Source organism: Rhodanobacter sp. A1T4 (genome assembly GCF_014207185.1).
Classification (GTDB): Bacteria; Pseudomonadota; Gammaproteobacteria; order Xanthomonadales; family Rhodanobacteraceae; genus Rhodanobacter.
Genome location: NZ_JACHCP010000005.1, coordinates 55,885 through 74,807, shown reverse-complemented (window position 1 = coordinate 74,807; position 18,923 = coordinate 55,885). Strand labels below are relative to the sequence as shown.

The window sequence follows — 18,923 nt, the reverse complement described above, 5'->3', positions numbered from 1 at the left end:
GCCGATGGACATCGGTGGCGCCCAGCGCGCCGCCATCCTGCTGCTCACGCTGGGTGAGCAGGACGCTGCGGAGGTGCTCAAGCATCTCAGTGCGCGTGACGTGCAAGCCGTGGGTACCGCGATGGCCACGCTGACGAACGTGTCGCGTGAGCAGGTCGAGAACGTACTCGGCCGACTCAACGATGACATCGGTCGACAGACGTCGCTGGGCGTAGGCACCGAGGAATACATCCGCAAGATGCTGGTCAGCGCCCTGGGTGAAACCAAGGCCGGCAGTTTGATCGACCGTATCCTGCTGGGCCGTTCGACCAAGGGCCTGGAGTCGCTGAAATGGATGGAAAGCCGGGCCATCGCCGAGATGATCGGCATGGAGCATCCGCAGATCATCGCGCTGGTGCTGGCCCATCTGGAACCGGACCAGGCCGCCGAAGTGATCGGTTATCTGCCGCCTCGCGTGCGCAGCGACGCGGTGATGCGCATCGCCAATCTCGATGGTGTCCAGCCCCATGCGCTCAATGAGCTCGATGAAATCATGGAGCGCCAGTTTTCAGGTACCTCCAGCAAACTGAAGTCGGCCAGCGTGGGCGGTCTCAAGGCGGCGGCTGACATCCTCAACGCGATGGAAACGAGCCGCGAAGCGGAGCTGATGACCGCCATCCGCGGCCAGGATGCCGGTCTCGGTGGACGCATCGAAGAATTGATGTTCGTCTTCGAGGATCTCGCCGATCTCGACGACCGCAGCATGCAAGCGCTGTTGCGTGAGGTGCCTTCGGCGCGCCTGATCACCGCCCTGAAAGGTGCCGAGCCGGCGGTGCGCGAAAAGATTTTCGGCAACATGTCCAAGCGTGCGGCCGACATGCTGCGCGACGACCTTGAAGTCAAGGGACCCGTCAAACTCAGCGAAGTCGACGCGGCGCAGAAGGAAGTGCTGACCATCGCACGCAAACTCGCCGACGCCGGTCAGATCAGTCTCGCTGCCAACGGCGATGAGTTCGTCTGATGGCCGGCGTACTCAGCCGCGACAAGCTTGTCGCTTTCGAGCGCTGGGAGCTGCCGCAGATCGGTGCTGTTCTGCCCGTACTCACTGAGCCCGCGCCGCCGCCGCCGGGGCCGACGGTATTCGAGCTGGAGGAAATCGAGCGTCTGGCGCGTGAAGAAGGGTTTGCCGCCGGGCTTGCCGAGGGGCGTGCCGTGGCCAAACATCAGATGGATGAGCAACTGGCCCGTCTCGAGGCCCTCTGTTCCGCCGCGGCGCGGCCTCTCGATGCGCTTGATGACATCACCGAACAGGAGCTCGCACGACTTGCCACGGTGATGGCGCGTCGTGTGGTGGGTCGTGAGTTGCAGCTCGATCCATCGCTGATCGAACTGGCCGTACGCGAGGCCGCCGCGGCGCTGCCATCGGCCACCCGTGAATTGCGTGTATGGGTTCATCCTGACGATCTGATTCTGCTGCGCGAACTCGGTGCAACCGAACCGCAATGGCGGCTCGGCGCCAAGCCGACGCTGAGTCGTGGCGACTGCATGCTGGAAAGCGAGCGCTCGCGGCTCGATGCCCGCGTGGATACGCGCCTGGCCACGGTGATTGATGCCGTGCTTGGCAACGATGTCGACGACGGTATCGACGAGGTGGTTGCGTGAGCGCGGAGCCATCGCCCGAAGCGCGTCGGCGACGCTGGCAACAGCAGCTGGCGAAACGTGCGCAGCGGGCCGTGGTAGTGCCGATGCTCACGGTGGAGGGTCGTCTGCGCCGCGTGGTTGGGCTGACTCTGGAAGCCGAAGGATGCGAAGCCGCGTTGGGTTCGCGTTGCCTGGTCGACACCGCTGACGGTACGGTGCTGGATACTGAGGTAGTGGGTTTCACAGACGAGCGCTTGCTGTTGATGCCGGCGACGGAAATGCACGGTGTGCTGCCGAATGCGCGTGTGCGTCCGTGCTCGCGCGCTGGAGGCTTGCCGGTAGGCGAGGCGTTGCTGGGCCGTGTGATTGGTGCCGATGGTGTGCCGCTGGATGGCTTGGGCCCGCTCGATGTCGATGAGCATGCGGCACTCAAGCGCGCTCCCATCAATCCGATGTCGCGCAAACCAATCGACACACCGCTGGATACCGGCGTACGCGCGATCAATGCCTTGCTTACGGTCGGGCGTGGCCAGCGTCTGGGCCTGTTCGCCGGCTCAGGCGTCGGCAAATCGACCTTGCTTGGCATGATGACGCGCTATACCGATGCCGACGTGGTCGTGGTCGGCTTGATCGGCGAACGCGGTCGTGAAGTAAAGGAATTCGTCGAACAGACGCTGGGCCACGAAGGTCGCGCACGCGCCGTGATCGTTGCCGCTCCGGCCGATGCGCCGCCGCTCAAACGATTGCGTGGTGCGCAGTACGCCACGGCGATCGCGGAGTGGTTCCGCGACCGCGGCCAGCGAGTGTTGTTGCTGATGGATTCGTTGACTCGCTATGCGCAGGCACAACGCGAGATCGCGCTGGCGATCGGCGAACCGCCAGCAACCAAGGGCTATCCACCCTCGGTATTTGCGCTGATGCCGGCATTGGTCGAGCGTGCCGGCAACGATGCCGAGGGGCGCGGTTCGATCACGGCCTTCTATACCGTGCTGACCGAAGGCGATGATCACCGTCACGATCCGATCGCCGATGCCGCACGTGCCATTCTCGACGGTCATATCGTGCTGTCGCGCGATTTGGCCGAGGCGGGTCACTATCCATCCATCGATATTGAAGCGTCGATCAGCCGCGTGATGCCGGCGGTGATCGACAAGGACCAGATGCGTGCTGCGCAGCGTTTCCGCCAGGTGTATTCGGCCTATCGCCAGCAGCGCGATCTGATCGCTGTGGGTGCTTACCAGAAAGGCGCCGATCCCAAAGTGGATCAGGCTATCGCGATGTGGCCAAGGATGCTCACGTTTCTCCAGCAGGAAGTCGACGAGCCGGTGTCGCTGCGCGAGGCGCAGGAACGTCTGGGTGAACTCGTGTCCGAGGTCATGGCATGACGCGTTCGGAGCGATTGCAACCGGCGGTGGATCAGGCCGAACGCCGCGAGCAGGAGGCGTTGCAGCGCCTTGTCGAACAGCAGCAACGGTTGGCTTATGTACAGCAGCAGCTGGATGAGCTGGAACGCTATCGTGAGGAATACGGCCTTGGCGTCGGCGGTCTGACAGTCAGTGCGTTGCTGAACCGTCAACAATTCGTCGAGCGCATTGATCAGGCGATCGTCCAGCAAGGCCGCGAAGTGGAACGTCAGCGTCGACTGACCGAGACAACACGCCTGCAATGGTTGCAGGCGCACGCGCGTGAAAAGGCGCTGGATAGCGTGGTTGGGCGCTATCGCACACAGGAGCAGCAGAGCGAGCAGCGTCAGGAACAGGCCGAAATCGACGAGCGCATGCAACACCGCCGACGCCCCGTCGGCTCGGCTTGAGTCGAGGCGCTGGTCTGGCTCGGTTTTTGCTGCGGTCATCGGGAATCCGTTTAGCACGAGTGTCCATGCATGAGCAGCACCCTTCCGTTACCCGCTCTTCGTACTGCCAGCCCGGCGAGCTCGACCACGTCGCGCCCGTCGGCCGATCCGGTCGGTCAGCGTGCCGATAGCACGGCATTCAACGCACACCTGCATGACGCGCAGCAGCAGTCGCAAGCATCGAACAGCCGTTCGTCCACGGACACGTCATCCACAAGCAAAGCGGCTGTCTCCAGTACGACATCAGCCACCAACAACGATGCAACTCATGCGCAAACGGGCACCTCGTCCAGTGCCTGCACCCAGGACGACACCGATGTCGCCGATGGCTCGACCTCGGCAGCCACGCAGGTGCTTGGCCTGATCGATCAATCGTCGGGCGATGCAAACGCGGCGACCACAGCGTCTACCGATGGCAAGGCGCCTGCAGGCAAAACACCGCCCCAGGATGCTGACATCAAGCCAGTGCAGCAAGGCGCCGTGCCGACGGCGGTGATCGGTGCTCCTGTTCCGCTTCCGCCCTCAAATAATCAAGCTGCGACGCAAGGCGCCAGCAGCACGGCGGCATCCGGCGTACTGCCGGCGACCACCACCACGGGCACCATGGCATCGGGTCAGACGCTGGGTAAACCGGCCGGCGCGTTTTCGGCCACGGACGACGCGGATGCGGACGATGCTGATGACGCGAGCGATGACAACGACGCCGTTGGCAGCGTGCTTGCGCAAAGCGTCGATACGACGGCACAGACTTCCGTCAGCAATTTCCTCGGCAGCGGTCACAACGCATTGATCGCCGCGACTCCTGCAACAACAACCGCTGGCCAGACCCTGGACACGGGCGATCTGGCCAGCTTGCGTGGCGCGCTTGCCACGCCGGTTCTCGGCGCACCTGCGACCAGCAACGTGACACCGCACAGCCTGAACATCAATGCGAGCGTTACTTCACCCAGTTTTTCGCAGGAGCTCGGTCAGCAGGTCACATGGCTGGGTGGGCAGGACATCAAGCAGGCGCAGATCCGTCTGAATCCACAGGAACTCGGTCCACTCGACGTGAAGGTGAGTGTCGAGCACGGTCGTGTCGACGTGGTTTTCTCGGCGCAGCATCCGGCGGCGGTCGCGGCTGTGCAGCAAAGCCTGGACCAGCTCAACCAGATGCTCGGCGGGCATGGCTTGTCGCTGGGTCAGGCCACGGTCGGTCAGCAGACTGCACAGCAACAGTTCGGCAGTTCGCAGGGACAAACATCCCCTGCCTCCGCCAAGACGAACGAAGCCGAGTCGATCGATGCCGACGTCGCTACATCATCACAGCCATTGGCCACAGGCCTGGTCGACGCCTTCGCCTGAGTCATCGCGAGTTTCTCTTTTCCTTCATTCCGGCGAAGGCCGGAATGCTGCGTGTTTGACGAAACGGCATCGATGAATCCTGGTTTTCGTCAGCGCGCGAACCGTGCTGCATGAGTCAGCTTTCTACGGGCGTTTTTCGCCATTGCCCGCTCTGACGGAATCACTGCGCCGTTGTCGCGTCTGCTTGTCGACACGCGTCAATAAAACGTTGCCCGTGATTCCACCTATCCGGCAGATCGCTTCACAGCGCGATTCGTATCGATGGCATGACGTTTGCTAAATAGTTTTCATTGAAGCCCGTTCGGGCTTCTTCATTCCAGTTGATTCGCTCGTAGGTGTTTCGTCGAAGCGATGGCGTCGGGTCATTCATAGAGGTTGAGTTTGTTCATGGCTAACGCTGAAAGTATTGAAGTTGAATCGCCCGCTGTCGTCGCCAAGAAAGGCGGCAAGCGCACGATGGTGATCGTGGGGGGCGTGTTGGTGGTTGCACTTGGTGCGGGCGGTTTCTGTTTTTTCCATTCGCGCTCGACCCAGGCCAACGCCGAGGGCGGTGCCGTTGCCGCGCCGGCAGTCAAGGCGGTGGACGTCTATTTGCCGCTGGATCCATCGTTCGTGGTGAATTTTCAGGACAACAACGATGCCACGCGCTACCTGCAGGTCGGTGTCACCGTGATGTCGCGCGATGCCGCAGCGATCCAGACGATCAAGGACAACGATCCGGTCATCCGCAATGCGCTGGTGATGCTGTTTAGCAGCCAGACGTTCGATCAGCTCAGCACGACCGCCGGCAAACAGAAGCTGCAGGCCGAAGCGCTGACGGCAGTGCGCAAGATTGTCGCCGACAAGCTCGGCAAACCCGGCGTCGACGCGCTGTACTTCACCAGCTTCGTGATGCAGTGAGGAAACCATAGCGATGAGCGACCTACTTTCGCAGGAAGAGATCGATGCGCTGCTCAACGGCGTCGACGATGGCCAGGTGGAAACCGAAAGCGACGTACCGCCCGAGCCGGGCACGATTGTCGAATACGATTTCACCCAGCAGGATCGCATCGTGCGCGGTCGACTGCCCACGCTGGAAATGATCAACGATCGTTTCGCACGTTTCTTTCGCACTGCATTGTTCGGTGTGCTGCGCAAGACCTGCGAAGTGTCGGTGCTTGGCGTACGCATGCTCAAGTTCAACGAGTACGTACACGGGCTTGCGGTGCCGAGCAATCTCAACCTGATCAGGCTCAAGCCATTGCGCGGTACCGGGTTGGTGTTGATGGAGCCGCGGCTGGTGTTCACCGTGATCGACAATTTCTTCGGCGGTGACGGCCGCTATCACGCACGCATCGAAGGTCGCGATTTCACGCCGACGGAAAACCGCGTCATCCAGATCCTGCTGGCGGAGGTTTTCACGTCGATGATCGAAGCGTGGGCGCCGGTCATGCCGGTGCAGTTCGAGTTTCTCAATTCCGAAATCAATCCGCAGTTCGCCAATATTGTCAGCCCCACCGAGACCGTGGTGGTGTCGCGCTTTCACATCGAACTCGATGGTGGTGGTGGCGAAATTCATCTCACGCTGCCGTACTCGATGGTGGAACCGATCAGGACGATGCTGGACGCTGGCGTGCAAAGCGATCGTGTCGAACGCGACGATCGCTGGATCAACTGCCTGCACGAAGAAGTGATGGACGCCGAAGTGGAGATCAGCTCGCTGCTGCTGGAAACCCAGATGAGTATTGGCGAGTTTCTATGGCTTCGCGTCGGCGATGTCATTCCGCTCAATCTGCCTGAATTGACGACCGTGTTTGCCGAGGATGTGCCGGTGTTCCGTGGCCGTTATGGGCAATCCAACGGCCGTTACGCCGTGCGTTTCAAATCCCAGGTGCGTCGCCGCGAAATGCGCGCACTCCTCGATTTTTCCCAAGAGAAAGTCCCATGAGCCAGAGCATCGATAGCTCGCCCCTGACCGGCAGCGCCGCCCCCACGAACGAAGGACGACTGGAGTTTGATGCCTTGAGCGAAACGCCTGGCGAAGGCACCGACGTCAGCCTGGACATGATTCTTGACGTACCGGTGACGCTGGCGATGGAAGTGGGCCGCACCCGCATCAGCATCCGCAACCTGCTGCAGCTCAATCAGGGTTCGGTGGTGGAGCTTGACCGCGCTGCCGGCGAGCCGCTGGACGTGTTCGTCAACGGTACGCTGGTGGCGCATGGCGAGGTGGTCGTGATCAACGAGAAGTTCGGCATCCGCCTGACCGATGTGATCAGCCCATCCGAACGCGTGCGCAAGCTGCGATGAGTACGTTGTCTGCCGCGTTGCCGATGGCAGTGTCGAGCACGCCCGACATCAACGTCGGTGGTGAGCTGTTGCGCGTGGTACTGAGTCTAGCCGGGATCGTTGTGCTTATTTTCGTGGCCGGCTGGATGAGTCGGCGACTGCAGGCACGCCAGTTCACCGGCGGTCGACGCCTGCGCTGCCTGGAAACGTTGTCGGTCGGCACGCGCGAACGGGTGCTGCTGCTGGATGCCGATGGCAAGCGTGTACTGATCGGCGTAGGTACGGGCGGCGTACGGACGCTGCATGTCTACGACGGTGTCGCATCGACGGTTGCTGCCGAGCCGGTAGTGACGCCGAGCTTTGGTGAGCTGCTGGGTCGCTGGAGGCGCCGCTGATGAATCGTCGCCTGCTGCGCGTGTTGCTGTGTTTCCTGTTGGCGCTGTTTCCGCTGGGCGCTTCGGCAGCGCAGACCAGCCCGATGGCGCCGATCGCGCCTATTGCCACGACGCCATCGGCTGGCATCCCGATATTGACGGTGCAGAATGTCGGCAGTGGGCAGAACTGGAGTCTGTCGCTGCAAACGCTGGCGCTGATGACCGTGCTGACGATGTTGCCGGCGGTGTTGCTGATGATGACTTCGTTCACGCGCATCATCATTGTGCTGAGTTTTTTGCGCCAGGCATTGGCCACGCAGTCGACGCCACCGAATCAGGTGCTGCTGGGACTGGCGCTGTTCCTGACGTTGTTCGTGATGTCGCCGGTCATCAATCATGCCTATCAGGACGGCGTGAAGCCCTATATGGATCATCAGATGGACGCCGAGCAGGCCATTCCTGCGGCGGCGGCGCCGTTCAAGCACTTCATGCTGGACCAGACCCGCGACGCCGATCTGCAGTTGTTCACGCATCTGGCCAAGGAGCAGCCTTATGCCAGCAAGGATGAAGTGCCGTTCCGCGTGGCGATGCCAGCCTTTCTTACCAGCGAACTGAAAACTGCGTTCCAGATGGGCTTCCTGCTTTTCATTCCGTTCCTGATCATCGATCTGGTCGTGGCCAGCGTGTTGATGTCGATGGGTATGGCGATGGTCTCGCCGGCGATCATCTCGCTGCCGTTCAAAATCATGCTGTTCGTGCTGGTCGATGGTTGGTCGTTGCTCATCGGAACCCTCGCCGGGAGTTTCTACACATGACGCCGGAGTGGATACTGCAGTTTGGCCAGCACGCGCTCTTTGTAGCGATGCTTATCGCCGCGCCGCTGCTGCTTACCGCGCTGGCGGTGGGTTTGTTGGTAGGCATCATCCAGGCTGCGACGCAGATCAACGAGATGACCTTGAGCTTCATTCCGAAGCTGATGGCGATGGCCGTCGTCGGGCTGGTTGCCGGCCCGTGGATGCTGCGCACGCTGGTGCAATTCACGCACGAGCTGATCGTCGGCCTGCCTGGAGCGATCAAATGAGCAGCGTGGAACTGGCCAGCGTGATGAGCTGGCTGGGTGGCATGCTGTGGGCGCTGGGTCGGGTTGGCGGGTTTTGTCTGGTTGCGCCAATCTTCGGTGCCACGGTGATACCGACGCGAATCCGCGTGGCGACGGTCGTCCTGCTTACGTTCGTGCTGGCGCCGTTGTCACCGACGCAAGGAGATATGTTCAGCGCAACCGGTGTGGCGGCCATGGCCAGCCAGCTGCTGATCGGTGGCAGCGTCGGCTTCGTGCTGCAGCTGGTGTTTCAGGCGGTGTCCTACGGCGGCATCCTGGTCGGTCAAAGCATGGGTCTGGGATTTGCCGAGTTGGTCAATCCCACTTCCGGCGGCAGCGTGCCTGTGCTCGGCCAGTTCTACCTGCTGCTGGTGACCTTGCTGTTCCTGGCGATGAACGGCCATCTGCAGGTTATCGCGTTGCTCGCCGACAGCTTTCGCACGTTGCCACCGAGCGCGGCAGGCCTCAGCAACAATGCCTTGTTCGCGGTGGTTGCCGCCGGCGGCGAGATGTTTGCTGGCGCATTTCGTGTGGCGTTGCCGGCGATGACTGCCTTGCTGCTGGTGAATATCGGCTTCGCCGCGATCAGTCGTTCCGCACCGTCGATGAATCTTTTCGCGGTGGGTTTTCCGATCAGCATCTGTATGGGCTTCATCGCCTTGTGGCTGGCCATGCGTGGTCTGGCCAGTGCGTATGAGGCGCTGCAGGGCGTGGCGTGGACGCTGATGCGTCAGTTGCTCGGCGGTTGAGGGCGCACGCATGGCCGAGCAGGAAAACGAAGACCGCACCGAACAGGCATCGGAAAAACGCCTGCAGGACGCACGCGAAAAAGGCGAGGTACCGCGTTCGCGCGATCTCGCCGGCGCCATGATCGTGCTTGCCGGTGTCATCGCGCTGCTCACCAACGGGCAGGAAATGTATGGCCATGCGCGACAGATCTACAGGCTGGGCATGAGCTATCCGCGTGAGGCGTTGTTCACCGATCGACTGCCACTGCATGTGCTGTCGGCGGCCGGACACGAAGCGCTGGCGCTGCTGCTCCCGCTGCTCATCGCGACCCTGCTTGGCACGTTGGCGGCACCGATCCTGATCGGTGGTTTGAGCTTCAGCGCGCAAGCGCTGCAACCGAAATTCGATCGACTCGATCCGATTGCCGGTGTCGGTCGGTTGTTTTCAATGAATGGTCTAGTCGAGTTGGGCAAGTCGTTGCTGAAACTCGGCTTCATCGGTGGCGCGCTGGTGCTGCTTCTGCGTCATGCCGAGTCCGCGGTATTGGCCACGGGCAGCGGCTCCGTGCGCGCGGGCATCGGTGAAATGCTCACGTTGCTGGGCCAGGCCGGACTGATGTTTGGCCTGGTGCTGGGCTTTATCGGTGGCATTGATGCGCTGTGGCAGCGCTTCGACTACAACCGTCGCCACCGCATGACCAAGCAGGAATTGCGCGACGAACACAAGGATACCGACGGCAGCCCCGAACTGAAGAACCGCATTCGTCAGGTGGCACAGCAGCTTTCGCGCCGTCGCATGATGCAGGAGTTGCCCAAGGCGGATGTCGTCGTGGTAAACCCGACCCATTTCGCGGTGGCGCTGAAATACGACGACAGCCGCATGCGTGCGCCCCGCGTGATCGCCAAGGGCGTCGACGTGCTGGCTCAGCAGATTCGTCTGGTCGCATCGGCGCATCGCATCCCGTTGGTCGAAGCGCCGCCGCTGGCACGGGCTTTGTATGCAACCACCCAGCTAGGCCAGGAAATTCCTTCCGCGCTGTATGTCGCGGTCGCGCAGATTCTTGCTTACGTCTATCAGCTGAGGCAGGCCACCGAGCACGGCGATCCCGCACCGCCGCCACCGCGACCCGAGGTCGATCCCGATCTGCAGGGCCATTACCGCGAACCGTAATGAAGCACACCACCAGGGCACCATGGCATGGCCACGACAAGCGCATTTGACACATTCAAGCAGGTGACCCGCCGCGGCATCGGCGCGCCGGTGGTGATGCTGGCGATGCTGGCGATGCTGATGCTGCCGTTGCCGCCATTCATTCTGGATATGCTTTTCAGCTTCAACATTGCGCTGTCGCTGGTGATTCTGCTGGCGGTGGTCTACGTGATGCGGCCACTGGAATTCGCGGCGTTTCCGACGGTCGTGCTGATGGCGACACTGCTGCGGCTGGCGCTCAATATTGCGTCCACCCGCGTGGTATTGCTGCACGGCCATGATGGTCCCGGTGCGGCCGGCAAGGTGATCGAGGCCTTCGGCGAATTCGTGATCGGCGGCAATTTCGCGGTCGGCCTGGTGGTGTTCGCGATCCTCACCATCATCAACTTCGTGGTGATCACCAAGGGTGCCACGCGCGTGTCGGAAGTGACGGCGCGCTTCACTCTGGATTCGATGCCCGGCAAGCAAATGGCGATCGACGCCGATCTCAACGCCGGTCTGCTGACGCAGGACCAGGCACGTGAGCGCCGCCAGGAAGTACGCGAAGAGGCGGACTTCTATGGTTCGATGGACGGTGCCTCCAAATTCGTTCGCGGCGATGCCACCGCCGGCATCCTGATTTTGCTGATCAATATCGTCGGCGGTTTTTTCGTCGGCGTCATGCAGCACGGGCTTTCCGCCGGCGAAGCCGCACGCACGTATACGCTGTTGACCATCGGCGATGGTCTGGTGGCACAGGTGCCTTCGTTGATGCTGTCGATCGCCACGGCGGTGATCGTCACACGTGTCTCCAAGTCGCAGGACATGGGCAAGCAGGTGATCGGGCAGGTGTTCGCGCAGCCGCGTGCACTGGCGGTTGCCGGCGTGGTACTGGCGGTGATGGGGCTGATTCCCGGCATGCCGAACATTGCGTTCCTGATGCTGGCGGCGGCGTGCGGAGGCGCCGCCTGGTTGATGAAACGGCGCGATGCGGAAGTGAAGGAGCAGGTCGCCAAGGCTGCCGCCGAAGCGCTGCCGGCACCGGCACCGACCGAACGGCTCGAACTGGGCTGGGAGGATGTCGCCAGCGTTGATCCGGTCGGCCTGGAAGTCGGCTACCGGCTGATCCCGCTGGTCGACAAGAACCAGGGTGGCGAGCTGATGGGGCGGATCAAATCGGTGCGCCGCAAGCTGTCGCAGGAACTCGGCTTTCTGGTATCTGCCGTACACATTCGCGACAACCTGGATCTGGGGCCCAATACCTACCGGATCACCTTGATGGGCGTGCCGATGGGTGAGGCGGAGGTTTATACCGAACGCTACATGGCCATCAATCCCGGTCGCGTCCATGGCACGTTGCAAGGTGTGACCACGCGCGATCCGGCCTTTGGTCTGGAAGCGGTGTGGATCGAGAACAGTCAGCGCGACCATGCGCAAAGCCTGGGTTATACCGTGGTCGATCCAGCGACGGTGATCGCCACCCATTTGTCGCATCTGTTGCAGAACCATGCGCACGAACTGCTCAGTCACCAGGATGTCCAGCAACTGCTGGATCGTCTGGCCGCGAGCGCACCGAAGCTGGTGGAAGACCTCGTGCCCAAGCGTCTGGCGCTGGGTGTGGTGGTCAAGGTGCTGCAGAACCTGCTGGCCGAGCGGGTGCCGATTCGCAATATGCGCAGCATCGTCGAGTCTTTGGCGGAGCACGCCGGGCAGAGTCAGGATCCCGGCACGTTGACCGCCTCCGTACGGGTGGCACTGGGCCGTCAGATCGTCCAGGAAATCGCCGGTTTAGGTACTGAAATTCCCGTGCTGACGCTGGCGCCGGAGTTGGAACAGATTTTGCTCAGCTCTCTCTCGAGCAGTGGTGCTGCTGGTGCTGCCGTGGAACCGGGCCTGGCCGATCGTCTGCAACAGAGCGTGGCCGAGGCAGCTCAACGGCAGGAGGTGAGTGGCGAGCCGGCCGTATTGCTGGTGCAACCGCAGTTGCGGCCGTGGTTGGCAAGGTTCACTCGGCATGTGGCGCAGAACCTGCATGTGCTTGCTTACAACGAGGTGCCCGACAACCGCCGAGTAAGGCTGGTGCAGGCACTGGGCCGATGAGTGATGTGGTCGAAAGCTGGGTAACGGAGCGCGGGATGAAGCCTGAAAAAACAATGGTGACGGGACCAGCCAGGCCAAGGGAGGTCGCTGCCTTCGCGGCGACGGGCCTGCCTTGCGGGAGCCATCCATGAAGATCAAGCGATTCCTCGCCGCTGATATGCGTCAGGCCATGCGTGAGGTGCGTGCGGAACAGGGCGCCGATGCGGTGATCCTGTCGACCCGCCGCCTCGACGATGGCATCGAGATCATCGCCGCCATCGACTACGACGAAACGCTAGTTCGCGAAGCGGCACGGCATGGTGCACCGATGCCCGAACCAGCCGCCAGCCATGCCGCTGCCGAACGTCGCGCCTCGGCCGCGCCGCCGCCGATGCCGATGCCGCCAAGCGAACTGGCCATGCTGCAGCCGATCGTCGAACAAAACGTGCTCGAGGCGGCGCGGATGCGTACCGAGCTGGGCGGCCTGCGCGAGTTGCTCGAACAGCAGCTGTCGAGTCTCGCCTGGAACGACATGGAGCGCCGCCGCCCGATGCGTGCGCGTGTGTTGCGCGACATGACCCGTCTGGGTATCGAAACGGATGTGGCGCGCCAGTTGATCGAAGAATTACCCGAGCAGCTGAGCGCCGATCAGGCGCGCTACCTGCCGCTGGGTCTGCTCAGCCGCAATCTGAAAGTCAGCGGACGCGATCTGGCCGAAACCGGCGGCGTTACCGCGCTGGTCGGGCCAACCGGCGTGGGCAAGACCACCACCGTCGCCAAGCTCGCCGCACGTGCGGTACTGCGCCACGGCCCTGCCAAGGTGGCGCTGGTCAGCACCGACCATTACCGCATCGGTGCCGCCGCACAGCTGGAACATTATGGGCGTCTGCTCGGCGTGCGCGTCTACTCGGCGCACGATGCTGCCAGCCTGACCCAGGCGCTCGATAACTTGCGCGAGCATCACACCGTGCTGATCGACACCGCCGGTGTGGCCGGCAGCGACCCGCGTCTCGAACAGCAGATGGAGGTATTGCGTCAGGTCAACGATGCCGGACGACTGCGTACCTGCCTGGTGCTGGCCGCGAATGCGCAGGCGTCGTCGCTGGACGACTCGGTGCGTGCCTACCTGCCGTTGCAGCTGCAGGCGTGCATCGTCACCAAGCTGGACGAAGCGCCGAGCCTCGGCGGTGTGCTGTCGGTGCTGATCCGTCACCGTTTGCCGCTGGACTGCACGACGGACGGGCAGCGCGTGCCCGAAGACATCTGTGCTGCCGACGCACGCGTGCTCGTGTGCCGTGCGGCACAGGTTCAACGGCGCCTGACCCCGGCAGCCGACGATGTGGAGATGGCCGAGCGATTCGGTCTTGCGGTGGCAAGTCTATGAATGGGGCAATTCCGGTGGATCAAGCTTGGGGTTTGCAGAATCTGTTTACGGCGCCATCGCCGGTGCGTCAGCGCGATACCGAAGTGTTACATCAGGCATCCAGCCTCCGTGCCATGACGCCGGCACGACGCACGACGCGCACACTGACCGTCGCAGCGGGGAAGGGTGGCGTGGGCAAGACGACAGTGGCTGTCAACCTGGCCATGGCGATGTCGATGGCCGGTCACGACGTGATGCTGTTCGATGCCGACATGAGTGTCGCCAACGTCGATGTGCAATTGGGTCTGACGCCGCTGCGGCACGTCGGGCACATGCTCGAAGGCAACTGCACGCTGCAGGATCTGATCATCCCCGGTCCGCATGGGCTGAAAGTGATTCCTGGCGGATCGGGTGCACGCCGGCTGGCGCAGATGTGCAATGGCGAGCATGCGGCGGTCATCCGCGCCTTCGATGATCTGATCCTTCCGCCGGAGTACCTGGTGGTGGATACCGCGGCCGGCGTATCGGACGACGTGATGATGTTCGCCGCCGCTGCCGACGACGTCATCGTCGTGGTCTGTGACGAGCCGGCATCGCTGACCGATGCCTACGCGTTGATCAAGTTGCTCAGTAGGGATTTTGGGGTGCGGCGATTCCAGATCGTCGCCAACATGGTTCGTCACGCCGGCGAGGCGCGACGTCTCTACGAGAAGCTGGCACGCGTCAGCGAACGCTTCCTCGATGTCGCACTCAGCTTCATGGGCATGGTGCCGCACGACGAGCGACTGCGACAGGCGATCAAGCGCCAGGGCGCGGTGGTCGATCTGTGGCCATCCAGTCGCTCGGCGATGGGATTTAAGCAATTGGCATGTGCTGTCGATACATGGGAAGAGCCCATGTATCCGGATCTTGGTCGGATCGCGTTTTTCAGCGGTCAGAGTGTGCCGGCTACGGGGTGGTGAGAATGAGCGTCGCTTCGGAATACCTACAGCTACAACGTGCAGAGGCCGATCAACTGGTAAGGCAGCATGCGCCGCTCGTGCGTCGCATTGCCTATCACTTGATGGGGCGATTGCCGCCAAGCGTGGATGTGGGCGATCTGGTACAGGCCGGCATGATCGGTTTGCTGGAAGCCGCGCGCAATTTCGCCACCGATCGCTCCGCGAGCTTCGAGACCTATGCGGGTATACGAATTCGTGGCGCGATGCTCGACGAATTGAGGCGCACGGACTGGACCCCGCGATCGGTACATCGCAAGGCCCGTGAAGTCGCGGAAGTCGTGCGGAAGATTGAAAACGAGACAGGCGCGGATGCCGAAGGTGCCGAGGTGATGCGGCGATTGGGCATGAGTGTCGAGGAGTATCACCAGGTGCTTGCCGATGCGGCCAGCGCCCGATTGCTGAGTCTCACGGCGCCCGATGACGGTGACGGCGGCGAAGGCGGCGGAGCGATGGACGTCATCGACCAGAGTGGCTTGAGTCCGCAGGAGCGGATCGAGCGTAACGGTATGCGGACTGCATTGGCCGAGGCGATCACTACCTTGCCCGACCGCGAACAGTTGGTGATGTCGTTGTACTACGAACAGGAGTTGAACCTGAAGGAAATCGGATTAGTACTGGGCGTGACCGAGTCGCGCGTGTGTCAGATCCACGGACAGGCATTGATCAGGCTGCGTTCGCGGATGAGTTCATGGTGCGACGACGAAGACTCGTGAAGCGCTGCCGGCCGCGTGTCAGCGCAGACAAACGCGAAGGAGACAGGAAGAACGGTTACGGGTGACGAGCGGCACGGGTGCACGTCATTGCATGCCGGGATTTGCATCGCCATCGGGTTAGCGATGCCATCGGTGCTGATTCCAGGCCGCTCGCCTTTGATTTTATGTGCTGCCTCAATCGTCCAGGGCAGAACTAGCGGAGAAAATAGTTGGACAAGAACATGAAAATTCTGGTGGTCGATGATTTCTCCACCATGCGCAGGATTGTTCGCAACCTGCTCGTCGAACTCGGTTTCAGCAATCCGCTGATCCAGGAAGCCGATGATGGCGACAACGCGTTGGCGCTTCTGCGGGCCAGCGCGTTCGACATGGTCGTTACCGACTGGAACATGCCCAACATGACTGGCATCGAGCTGTTGCGCGCGATTCGCGCCGAACCAAAGTGGAAAGGGCTTCCGGTGCTTATGGTGACGGCGGAAAATAATCGCGAACAGATCATCGCCGCCGCTCAGGCTGGCGTGAACGGCTACATCGTCAAACCTTTCACGGCGATCACCTTGCGCGAAAAACTGGAAAAGATCTTCGAGCGGCTGGCCGCCAGCGGAGCATCCGCATGAGCGCGACCCTGCCCGATGTGACCGAGAGCCTGCCGGCCGAAGTCATCGCATTGCTCAACAGCGAAGACGGCGCGGCTTTCGAACAGGCGCTGGACAGCATGGTGCGTCAGCGCGAACAGCATCTGTTCCGCGCGCTGGGTCTGCTCGCCCGTGACCTTCATGGCGCCGTGCGACGCCTCGGTGGCGAGCTGACGTTCGAAGGCGTGCCAGACAGCATGGCCGACGCACGCAAACATCTGGTCGAGGTGCTCGACATGAGCGCCAAGGCGGCCCATCGCAGTCTCGACTTCGCCGAGCGCATGCGTCCGGAAGCGGACGCGTTGTCCGGCAACGCCGCCGAAGTACTCGACTTCACGACCAGCAAGACTGATCCAGCCGCGGTGCTGGCACGTCAGGCACTGGCCTTTGCCGAGCGGTGTTGTGAAGGTCTGGATGACATGGTGATGGCGCAGTCCTGGCAGGACCTGTCCGGTCAGCGCATCAAGAAAGTGGTCGTTTTCATCGAGTCGGTCGAAACGTCGCTGCTCGAGCTGGTCCGCCTGACGGGTTCGTTGGCCAATCGCGAGGCGCCTGTGATGGCAGTCAAGGTGTCGAGCCAGGACGACGCCGATCGTCTGCTCAGCGAGTTCGGATTCTGACGGTGCAGATGGATACATGCTGATGGATCCTTCCCTCGACAGCGAACTGCGCGACGATTTCCTGGTCGAGGCCGGTGAATTGGTATTACGGCTGGGCGAGCAGCTGATCCAGCTGGAAACTTCGCCGCTGGATCGCGAGCTGCTCAACGCGGTGTTTCGTGTTTTCCACACGGTCAAGGGTGGCGCCGGGTTTCTTGCCATCGAACCGATGGTGCAACTGTGTCACTGCGCGGAAGAGCTGCTCAACGAGGCGCGCAACGCCACGTTGGTACTCGGTCCGGCGCAGATGGATGCGCTACTTGAAGCATTGGACCTGCTCAACGGCATGATGGACGCGCTGATCGCCGCGACGCCACTGATGCCGCCGCCGCCATCGCTACTGGATCGTTTGCGGCCCGCTGCGGCCAAGCCAGAAACGGTCAACGCCAAAGTCGTGAAGAACAGCGCGGATGCCGATGCAGTCGAGCAGGCTTTCGAAGTCATGCTGGACGAAATGCGCGAACGTCAACCGGCCGTGGCGAACGCGTCCGGAGGGCATATCAACGACAACGAATTCGAAGCGTTGTTGGATAGCCTGTATGGCACAGGTGTTGCGCCGGGCATCGATGCAGATGCCGCCCCGATGCCCGCTGGTGCAGAGAGCGTAGTACCGTCCCGTCGCGATGACCCGATCGACGTGGATGAGTTCGAAGCGCTGCTGGACAGTCTGCACGGCAAAGGCCTGGCGCCAGGCGCCCCGGCAACGGATGCCACAAGCACGACGCTGGCACCTTTGGCGCCGGTGATCGTTGGTGCCGCGGCGATTCAACCGACTACGACTGTCGCCACGTCAGCGGCGACAGCGGCCAAACCGGCAGCCGCTTCGGAAACCACGGTGCGCGTCGACACGGCGAAGCTGGATGCCCTGGTCAATCGTGCCGGCGAGCTGGTGCTGCTGCGCAATCGCCTGCTCAGTCTGGCGTCGCGCAGCGACAGCGAGCCGCTGACCCTGGCTGCCGGTGAACTGGACCGGATTTCCGACGAACTGCAGACTGCCGTGCTGGGTATGCGCATGCAGCCGGTGGGCCGGTTGTTTCAGCGGTTCCCGCGGATAGTGCGCGACCTTGCGCGTCAGCTCGGCAAGGATATCGAACTGATACAGGAAGGCGAGGACACCGATCTCGATCGCAGTCTGGTCGAGGCGTTGGCCGATCCGCTGGTTCACCTCCTGCGCAACGCGGTCGATCACGGTCTGGAAACGCCAGTGGAGCGCGAGCAGGCGGGTAAATCGCGCAAAGGCACCGTGCGGCTTGCCGCCAGCCAGCGCGGCGAGCGCATCGTGATTTCGGTGAGCGATGATGGTCGCGGCATGGATCCGGAAGTGCTGCGGCGCAAAGCGCTGGAGAAGGGCGTGATCGACGCGGCACAGGCGGCGCGTCTGTCCGAAGTCGAGTGTTATGAACTGATTTTTCGCCCCGGTTTCAGCACAGCCGCCACGATTTCGGATATTTCCGGCCGCGGTGTCGGCATGGACGTGGTGAAGACGCGCGTGGCCGAGCTGGGCGGCACGTTGCAGGTGCGTTCGCGTCTGGGTCATGGCAGCACGCTGGAACTGACGGTGCCGCTGACGCTGGCGATCCTGCGCGTGCTGATGGTGCGCGTGGGCGACCGATTGTTCGCGCTGCCGCTGGGCAACGTCAGCGAAGTATTCGAGCTGGGGCCCGCGCAAAACCAGGCACTCGATGGTCGTCGCGTCGCGGCTCACCGTGGCCGTGCGCTGATGCTGGGTGATCTTGCTGGCTGGGCCGGGATCGACGATGCGGCAGGCGGGCATGTGGTGGTACTGCATGTGGGTCATCTGCATCTGGGCTGTCTTGTGCATGAGGTGATCGGTCGCGAAGACGTCATGGTCAAGCCGCTGGGGCCGTTGTTCGAGGGCGTGCCCGGTGTGGCCGGCGCCACCGTCACTGGCGATGGTCGGCTCGCATTGGTGCTGGATCTGGCCGCATTGGCCGGGGACGGCGATCGATTGCTTCCCTCTTTGAAGGTTTCCGCCTGA

The 18,923-nt window shown here is 62.4% G+C and carries 20 protein-coding genes; all 20 read left to right on the top strand.

Features of this window, described 5'->3' with window-relative positions; translation table 11 throughout:
• The first annotated feature begins 10 nt into the window (after window positions 1-10).
• The 20 genes from fliG to HDE80_RS11215 all read left to right on the top strand — a co-directional run bounded on the left by fliG (window position 11) and on the right by HDE80_RS11215 (window position 18,923).
• On the top strand, window positions 11-1,000 hold the full coding sequence (gene fliG / locus HDE80_RS11310) for a flagellar motor switch protein FliG (protein WP_343205912.1): 990 nt from the start codon (window positions 11-13) through the stop codon (window positions 998-1,000).
• Window positions 1,000-1,641 (top strand): FliH/SctL family protein, encoded by a 642-nt coding sequence (locus HDE80_RS11305; RefSeq protein ID WP_184670910.1) that lies wholly within the window; start codon window positions 1,000-1,002, stop codon window positions 1,639-1,641. Before fliG ends, HDE80_RS11305 begins: the two co-directional genes overlap by 1 nt.
• The gene (fliI, locus tag HDE80_RS11300) at window positions 1,638-3,005 is read left to right on the top strand and encodes a flagellar protein export ATPase FliI (protein WP_184670908.1); all 1,368 of its coding nucleotides are present in this window, start codon (window positions 1,638-1,640) and stop codon (window positions 3,003-3,005) included. The genes HDE80_RS11305 and fliI overlap by 4 nt, the downstream gene beginning before the upstream one ends.
• Entirely contained in the window at window positions 3,002-3,433 is a 432-nt protein-coding gene (gene fliJ / locus HDE80_RS11295; RefSeq protein WP_184600170.1) for a flagellar export protein FliJ, read from the top strand. Before fliI ends, fliJ begins: the two co-directional genes overlap by 4 nt.
• 69 nt (window positions 3,434-3,502) lie before the next feature.
• Window positions 3,503-4,816 carry a flagellar hook-length control protein FliK gene (locus tag HDE80_RS11290; protein WP_184670906.1) on the top strand — a complete coding sequence of 438 codons (1,314 nt, stop codon included), beginning with the start codon at window positions 3,503-3,505 and terminating at the stop codon, window positions 4,814-4,816.
• Window positions 4,817-5,203: 387 nt separating this feature from the next.
• Window positions 5,204-5,716 carry a flagellar basal body-associated FliL family protein gene (locus HDE80_RS11285; protein ID WP_255483709.1) on the top strand — a complete coding sequence of 171 codons (513 nt, stop codon included), beginning with the start codon at window positions 5,204-5,206 and terminating at the stop codon, window positions 5,714-5,716.
• 7 nt (window positions 5,717-5,723) lie between these two features.
• Window positions 5,724-6,743, top strand: a complete 1,020-nt coding sequence (fliM, locus tag HDE80_RS11280) for a flagellar motor switch protein FliM (protein WP_345776447.1) — start codon at window positions 5,724-5,726, stop codon at window positions 6,741-6,743.
• On the top strand, window positions 6,740-7,105 hold the full coding sequence (gene fliN, locus HDE80_RS11275; protein ID WP_184670901.1) for a flagellar motor switch protein FliN: 366 nt from the start codon (window positions 6,740-6,742) through the stop codon (window positions 7,103-7,105). The genes fliM and fliN overlap by 4 nt, the downstream gene beginning before the upstream one ends.
• Window positions 7,102-7,479 (top strand): flagellar biosynthetic protein FliO, encoded by a 378-nt coding sequence (locus HDE80_RS11270; RefSeq protein ID WP_255483708.1) that lies wholly within the window; start codon window positions 7,102-7,104, stop codon window positions 7,477-7,479. Before fliN ends, HDE80_RS11270 begins: the two co-directional genes overlap by 4 nt.
• Window positions 7,479-8,273 (top strand): flagellar type III secretion system pore protein FliP, encoded by a 795-nt coding sequence (gene fliP / locus HDE80_RS11265; protein ID WP_184670899.1) that lies wholly within the window; start codon window positions 7,479-7,481, stop codon window positions 8,271-8,273. The genes HDE80_RS11270 and fliP overlap by 1 nt, the downstream gene beginning before the upstream one ends.
• The gene (gene fliQ, locus HDE80_RS11260) at window positions 8,270-8,539 is read left to right on the top strand and encodes a flagellar biosynthesis protein FliQ (RefSeq protein WP_184670897.1); all 270 of its coding nucleotides are present in this window, start codon (window positions 8,270-8,272) and stop codon (window positions 8,537-8,539) included. The genes fliP and fliQ overlap by 4 nt, the downstream gene beginning before the upstream one ends.
• Window positions 8,536-9,306 (top strand): flagellar biosynthetic protein FliR, encoded by a 771-nt coding sequence (fliR, locus tag HDE80_RS11255; RefSeq protein WP_184670895.1) that lies wholly within the window; start codon window positions 8,536-8,538, stop codon window positions 9,304-9,306. The genes fliQ and fliR overlap by 4 nt, the downstream gene beginning before the upstream one ends.
• Before the next feature lie 10 nt (window positions 9,307-9,316).
• Window positions 9,317-10,456: a flagellar biosynthesis protein FlhB gene (flhB, locus tag HDE80_RS11250; protein WP_184670893.1), complete on the top strand. Its 1,140-nt coding sequence runs from the start codon at window positions 9,317-9,319 to the stop codon at window positions 10,454-10,456.
• 27 nt (window positions 10,457-10,483) lie between these two features.
• Window positions 10,484-12,574, top strand: a complete 2,091-nt coding sequence (flhA, locus tag HDE80_RS11245; protein WP_184670891.1) for a flagellar biosynthesis protein FlhA — start codon at window positions 10,484-10,486, stop codon at window positions 12,572-12,574.
• Window positions 12,575-12,701: 127 nt separating this feature from the next.
• Complete coding sequence (gene flhF, locus HDE80_RS11240) at window positions 12,702-13,937, top strand: flagellar biosynthesis protein FlhF (RefSeq protein ID WP_184670889.1); 1,236 nt, start codon at window positions 12,702-12,704, stop codon at window positions 13,935-13,937.
• Window positions 13,934-14,878 (top strand): MinD/ParA family protein, encoded by a 945-nt coding sequence (locus HDE80_RS11235; protein ID WP_184670888.1) that lies wholly within the window; start codon window positions 13,934-13,936, stop codon window positions 14,876-14,878. The genes flhF and HDE80_RS11235 overlap by 4 nt, the downstream gene beginning before the upstream one ends.
• A 2-nt stretch (window positions 14,879-14,880) precedes the next feature.
• Complete coding sequence (locus HDE80_RS11230) at window positions 14,881-15,630, top strand: RNA polymerase sigma factor FliA (protein WP_184670886.1); 750 nt, start codon at window positions 14,881-14,883, stop codon at window positions 15,628-15,630.
• A gap of 209 nt (window positions 15,631-15,839) precedes the next feature.
• Window positions 15,840-16,247 carry a chemotaxis response regulator CheY gene (gene cheY / locus HDE80_RS11225; protein ID WP_184670884.1) on the top strand — a complete coding sequence of 136 codons (408 nt, stop codon included), beginning with the start codon at window positions 15,840-15,842 and terminating at the stop codon, window positions 16,245-16,247.
• Window positions 16,244-16,885, top strand: coding sequence for a protein phosphatase CheZ (locus tag HDE80_RS11220; protein ID WP_184670882.1), 642 nt, complete (start codon window positions 16,244-16,246; stop codon window positions 16,883-16,885). The genes cheY and HDE80_RS11220 overlap by 4 nt, the downstream gene beginning before the upstream one ends.
• A 22-nt stretch (window positions 16,886-16,907) precedes the next feature.
• Window positions 16,908-18,923: a chemotaxis protein CheA gene (locus HDE80_RS11215; RefSeq protein WP_184670880.1), complete on the top strand. Its 2,016-nt coding sequence runs from the start codon at window positions 16,908-16,910 to the stop codon at window positions 18,921-18,923.

Excerpts from the sequence above, each read along its gene's own strand:
- flhB (WP_184670893.1), top strand. The coding sequence starts at position 9,317 with ATGGCCGAGCAGGAAAACGAAGACCGCACCGAACAGGCATCGGAAAAA.
- flhA (WP_184670891.1), top strand. The coding sequence starts at position 10,484 with ATGGCCACGACAAGCGCATTTGACACATTCAAGCAGGTGACCCGCCGC.
- HDE80_RS11215 (WP_184670880.1), top strand. The coding sequence starts at position 16,908 with ATGGATCCTTCCCTCGACAGCGAACTGCGCGACGATTTCCTGGTCGAG.
- HDE80_RS11220 (WP_184670882.1), top strand. The coding sequence starts at position 16,244 with ATGAGCGCGACCCTGCCCGATGTGACCGAGAGCCTGCCGGCCGAAGTC.
- HDE80_RS11270 (WP_255483708.1), top strand. The coding sequence starts at position 7,102 with ATGAGTACGTTGTCTGCCGCGTTGCCGATGGCAGTGTCGAGCACGCCC.
- flhF (WP_184670889.1), top strand. The coding sequence starts at position 12,702 with ATGAAGATCAAGCGATTCCTCGCCGCTGATATGCGTCAGGCCATGCGT.
- HDE80_RS11305 (WP_184670910.1), top strand. The coding sequence starts at position 1,000 with ATGGCCGGCGTACTCAGCCGCGACAAGCTTGTCGCTTTCGAGCGCTGG.
- HDE80_RS11290 (WP_184670906.1), top strand. The coding sequence starts at position 3,503 with ATGAGCAGCACCCTTCCGTTACCCGCTCTTCGTACTGCCAGCCCGGCG.
- fliN (WP_184670901.1), top strand. The coding sequence starts at position 6,740 with ATGAGCCAGAGCATCGATAGCTCGCCCCTGACCGGCAGCGCCGCCCCC.
- HDE80_RS11230 (WP_184670886.1), top strand. The coding sequence starts at position 14,881 with ATGAGCGTCGCTTCGGAATACCTACAGCTACAACGTGCAGAGGCCGAT.
- HDE80_RS11235 (WP_184670888.1), top strand. The coding sequence starts at position 13,934 with ATGAATGGGGCAATTCCGGTGGATCAAGCTTGGGGTTTGCAGAATCTG.
- HDE80_RS11285 (WP_255483709.1), top strand. The coding sequence starts at position 5,204 with ATGGCTAACGCTGAAAGTATTGAAGTTGAATCGCCCGCTGTCGTCGCC.
- fliR (WP_184670895.1), top strand. The coding sequence starts at position 8,536 with ATGAGCAGCGTGGAACTGGCCAGCGTGATGAGCTGGCTGGGTGGCATG.
- fliQ (WP_184670897.1), top strand. The coding sequence starts at position 8,270 with ATGACGCCGGAGTGGATACTGCAGTTTGGCCAGCACGCGCTCTTTGTA.
- fliP (WP_184670899.1), top strand. The coding sequence starts at position 7,479 with ATGAATCGTCGCCTGCTGCGCGTGTTGCTGTGTTTCCTGTTGGCGCTG.
- fliJ (WP_184600170.1), top strand. The coding sequence starts at position 3,002 with ATGACGCGTTCGGAGCGATTGCAACCGGCGGTGGATCAGGCCGAACGC.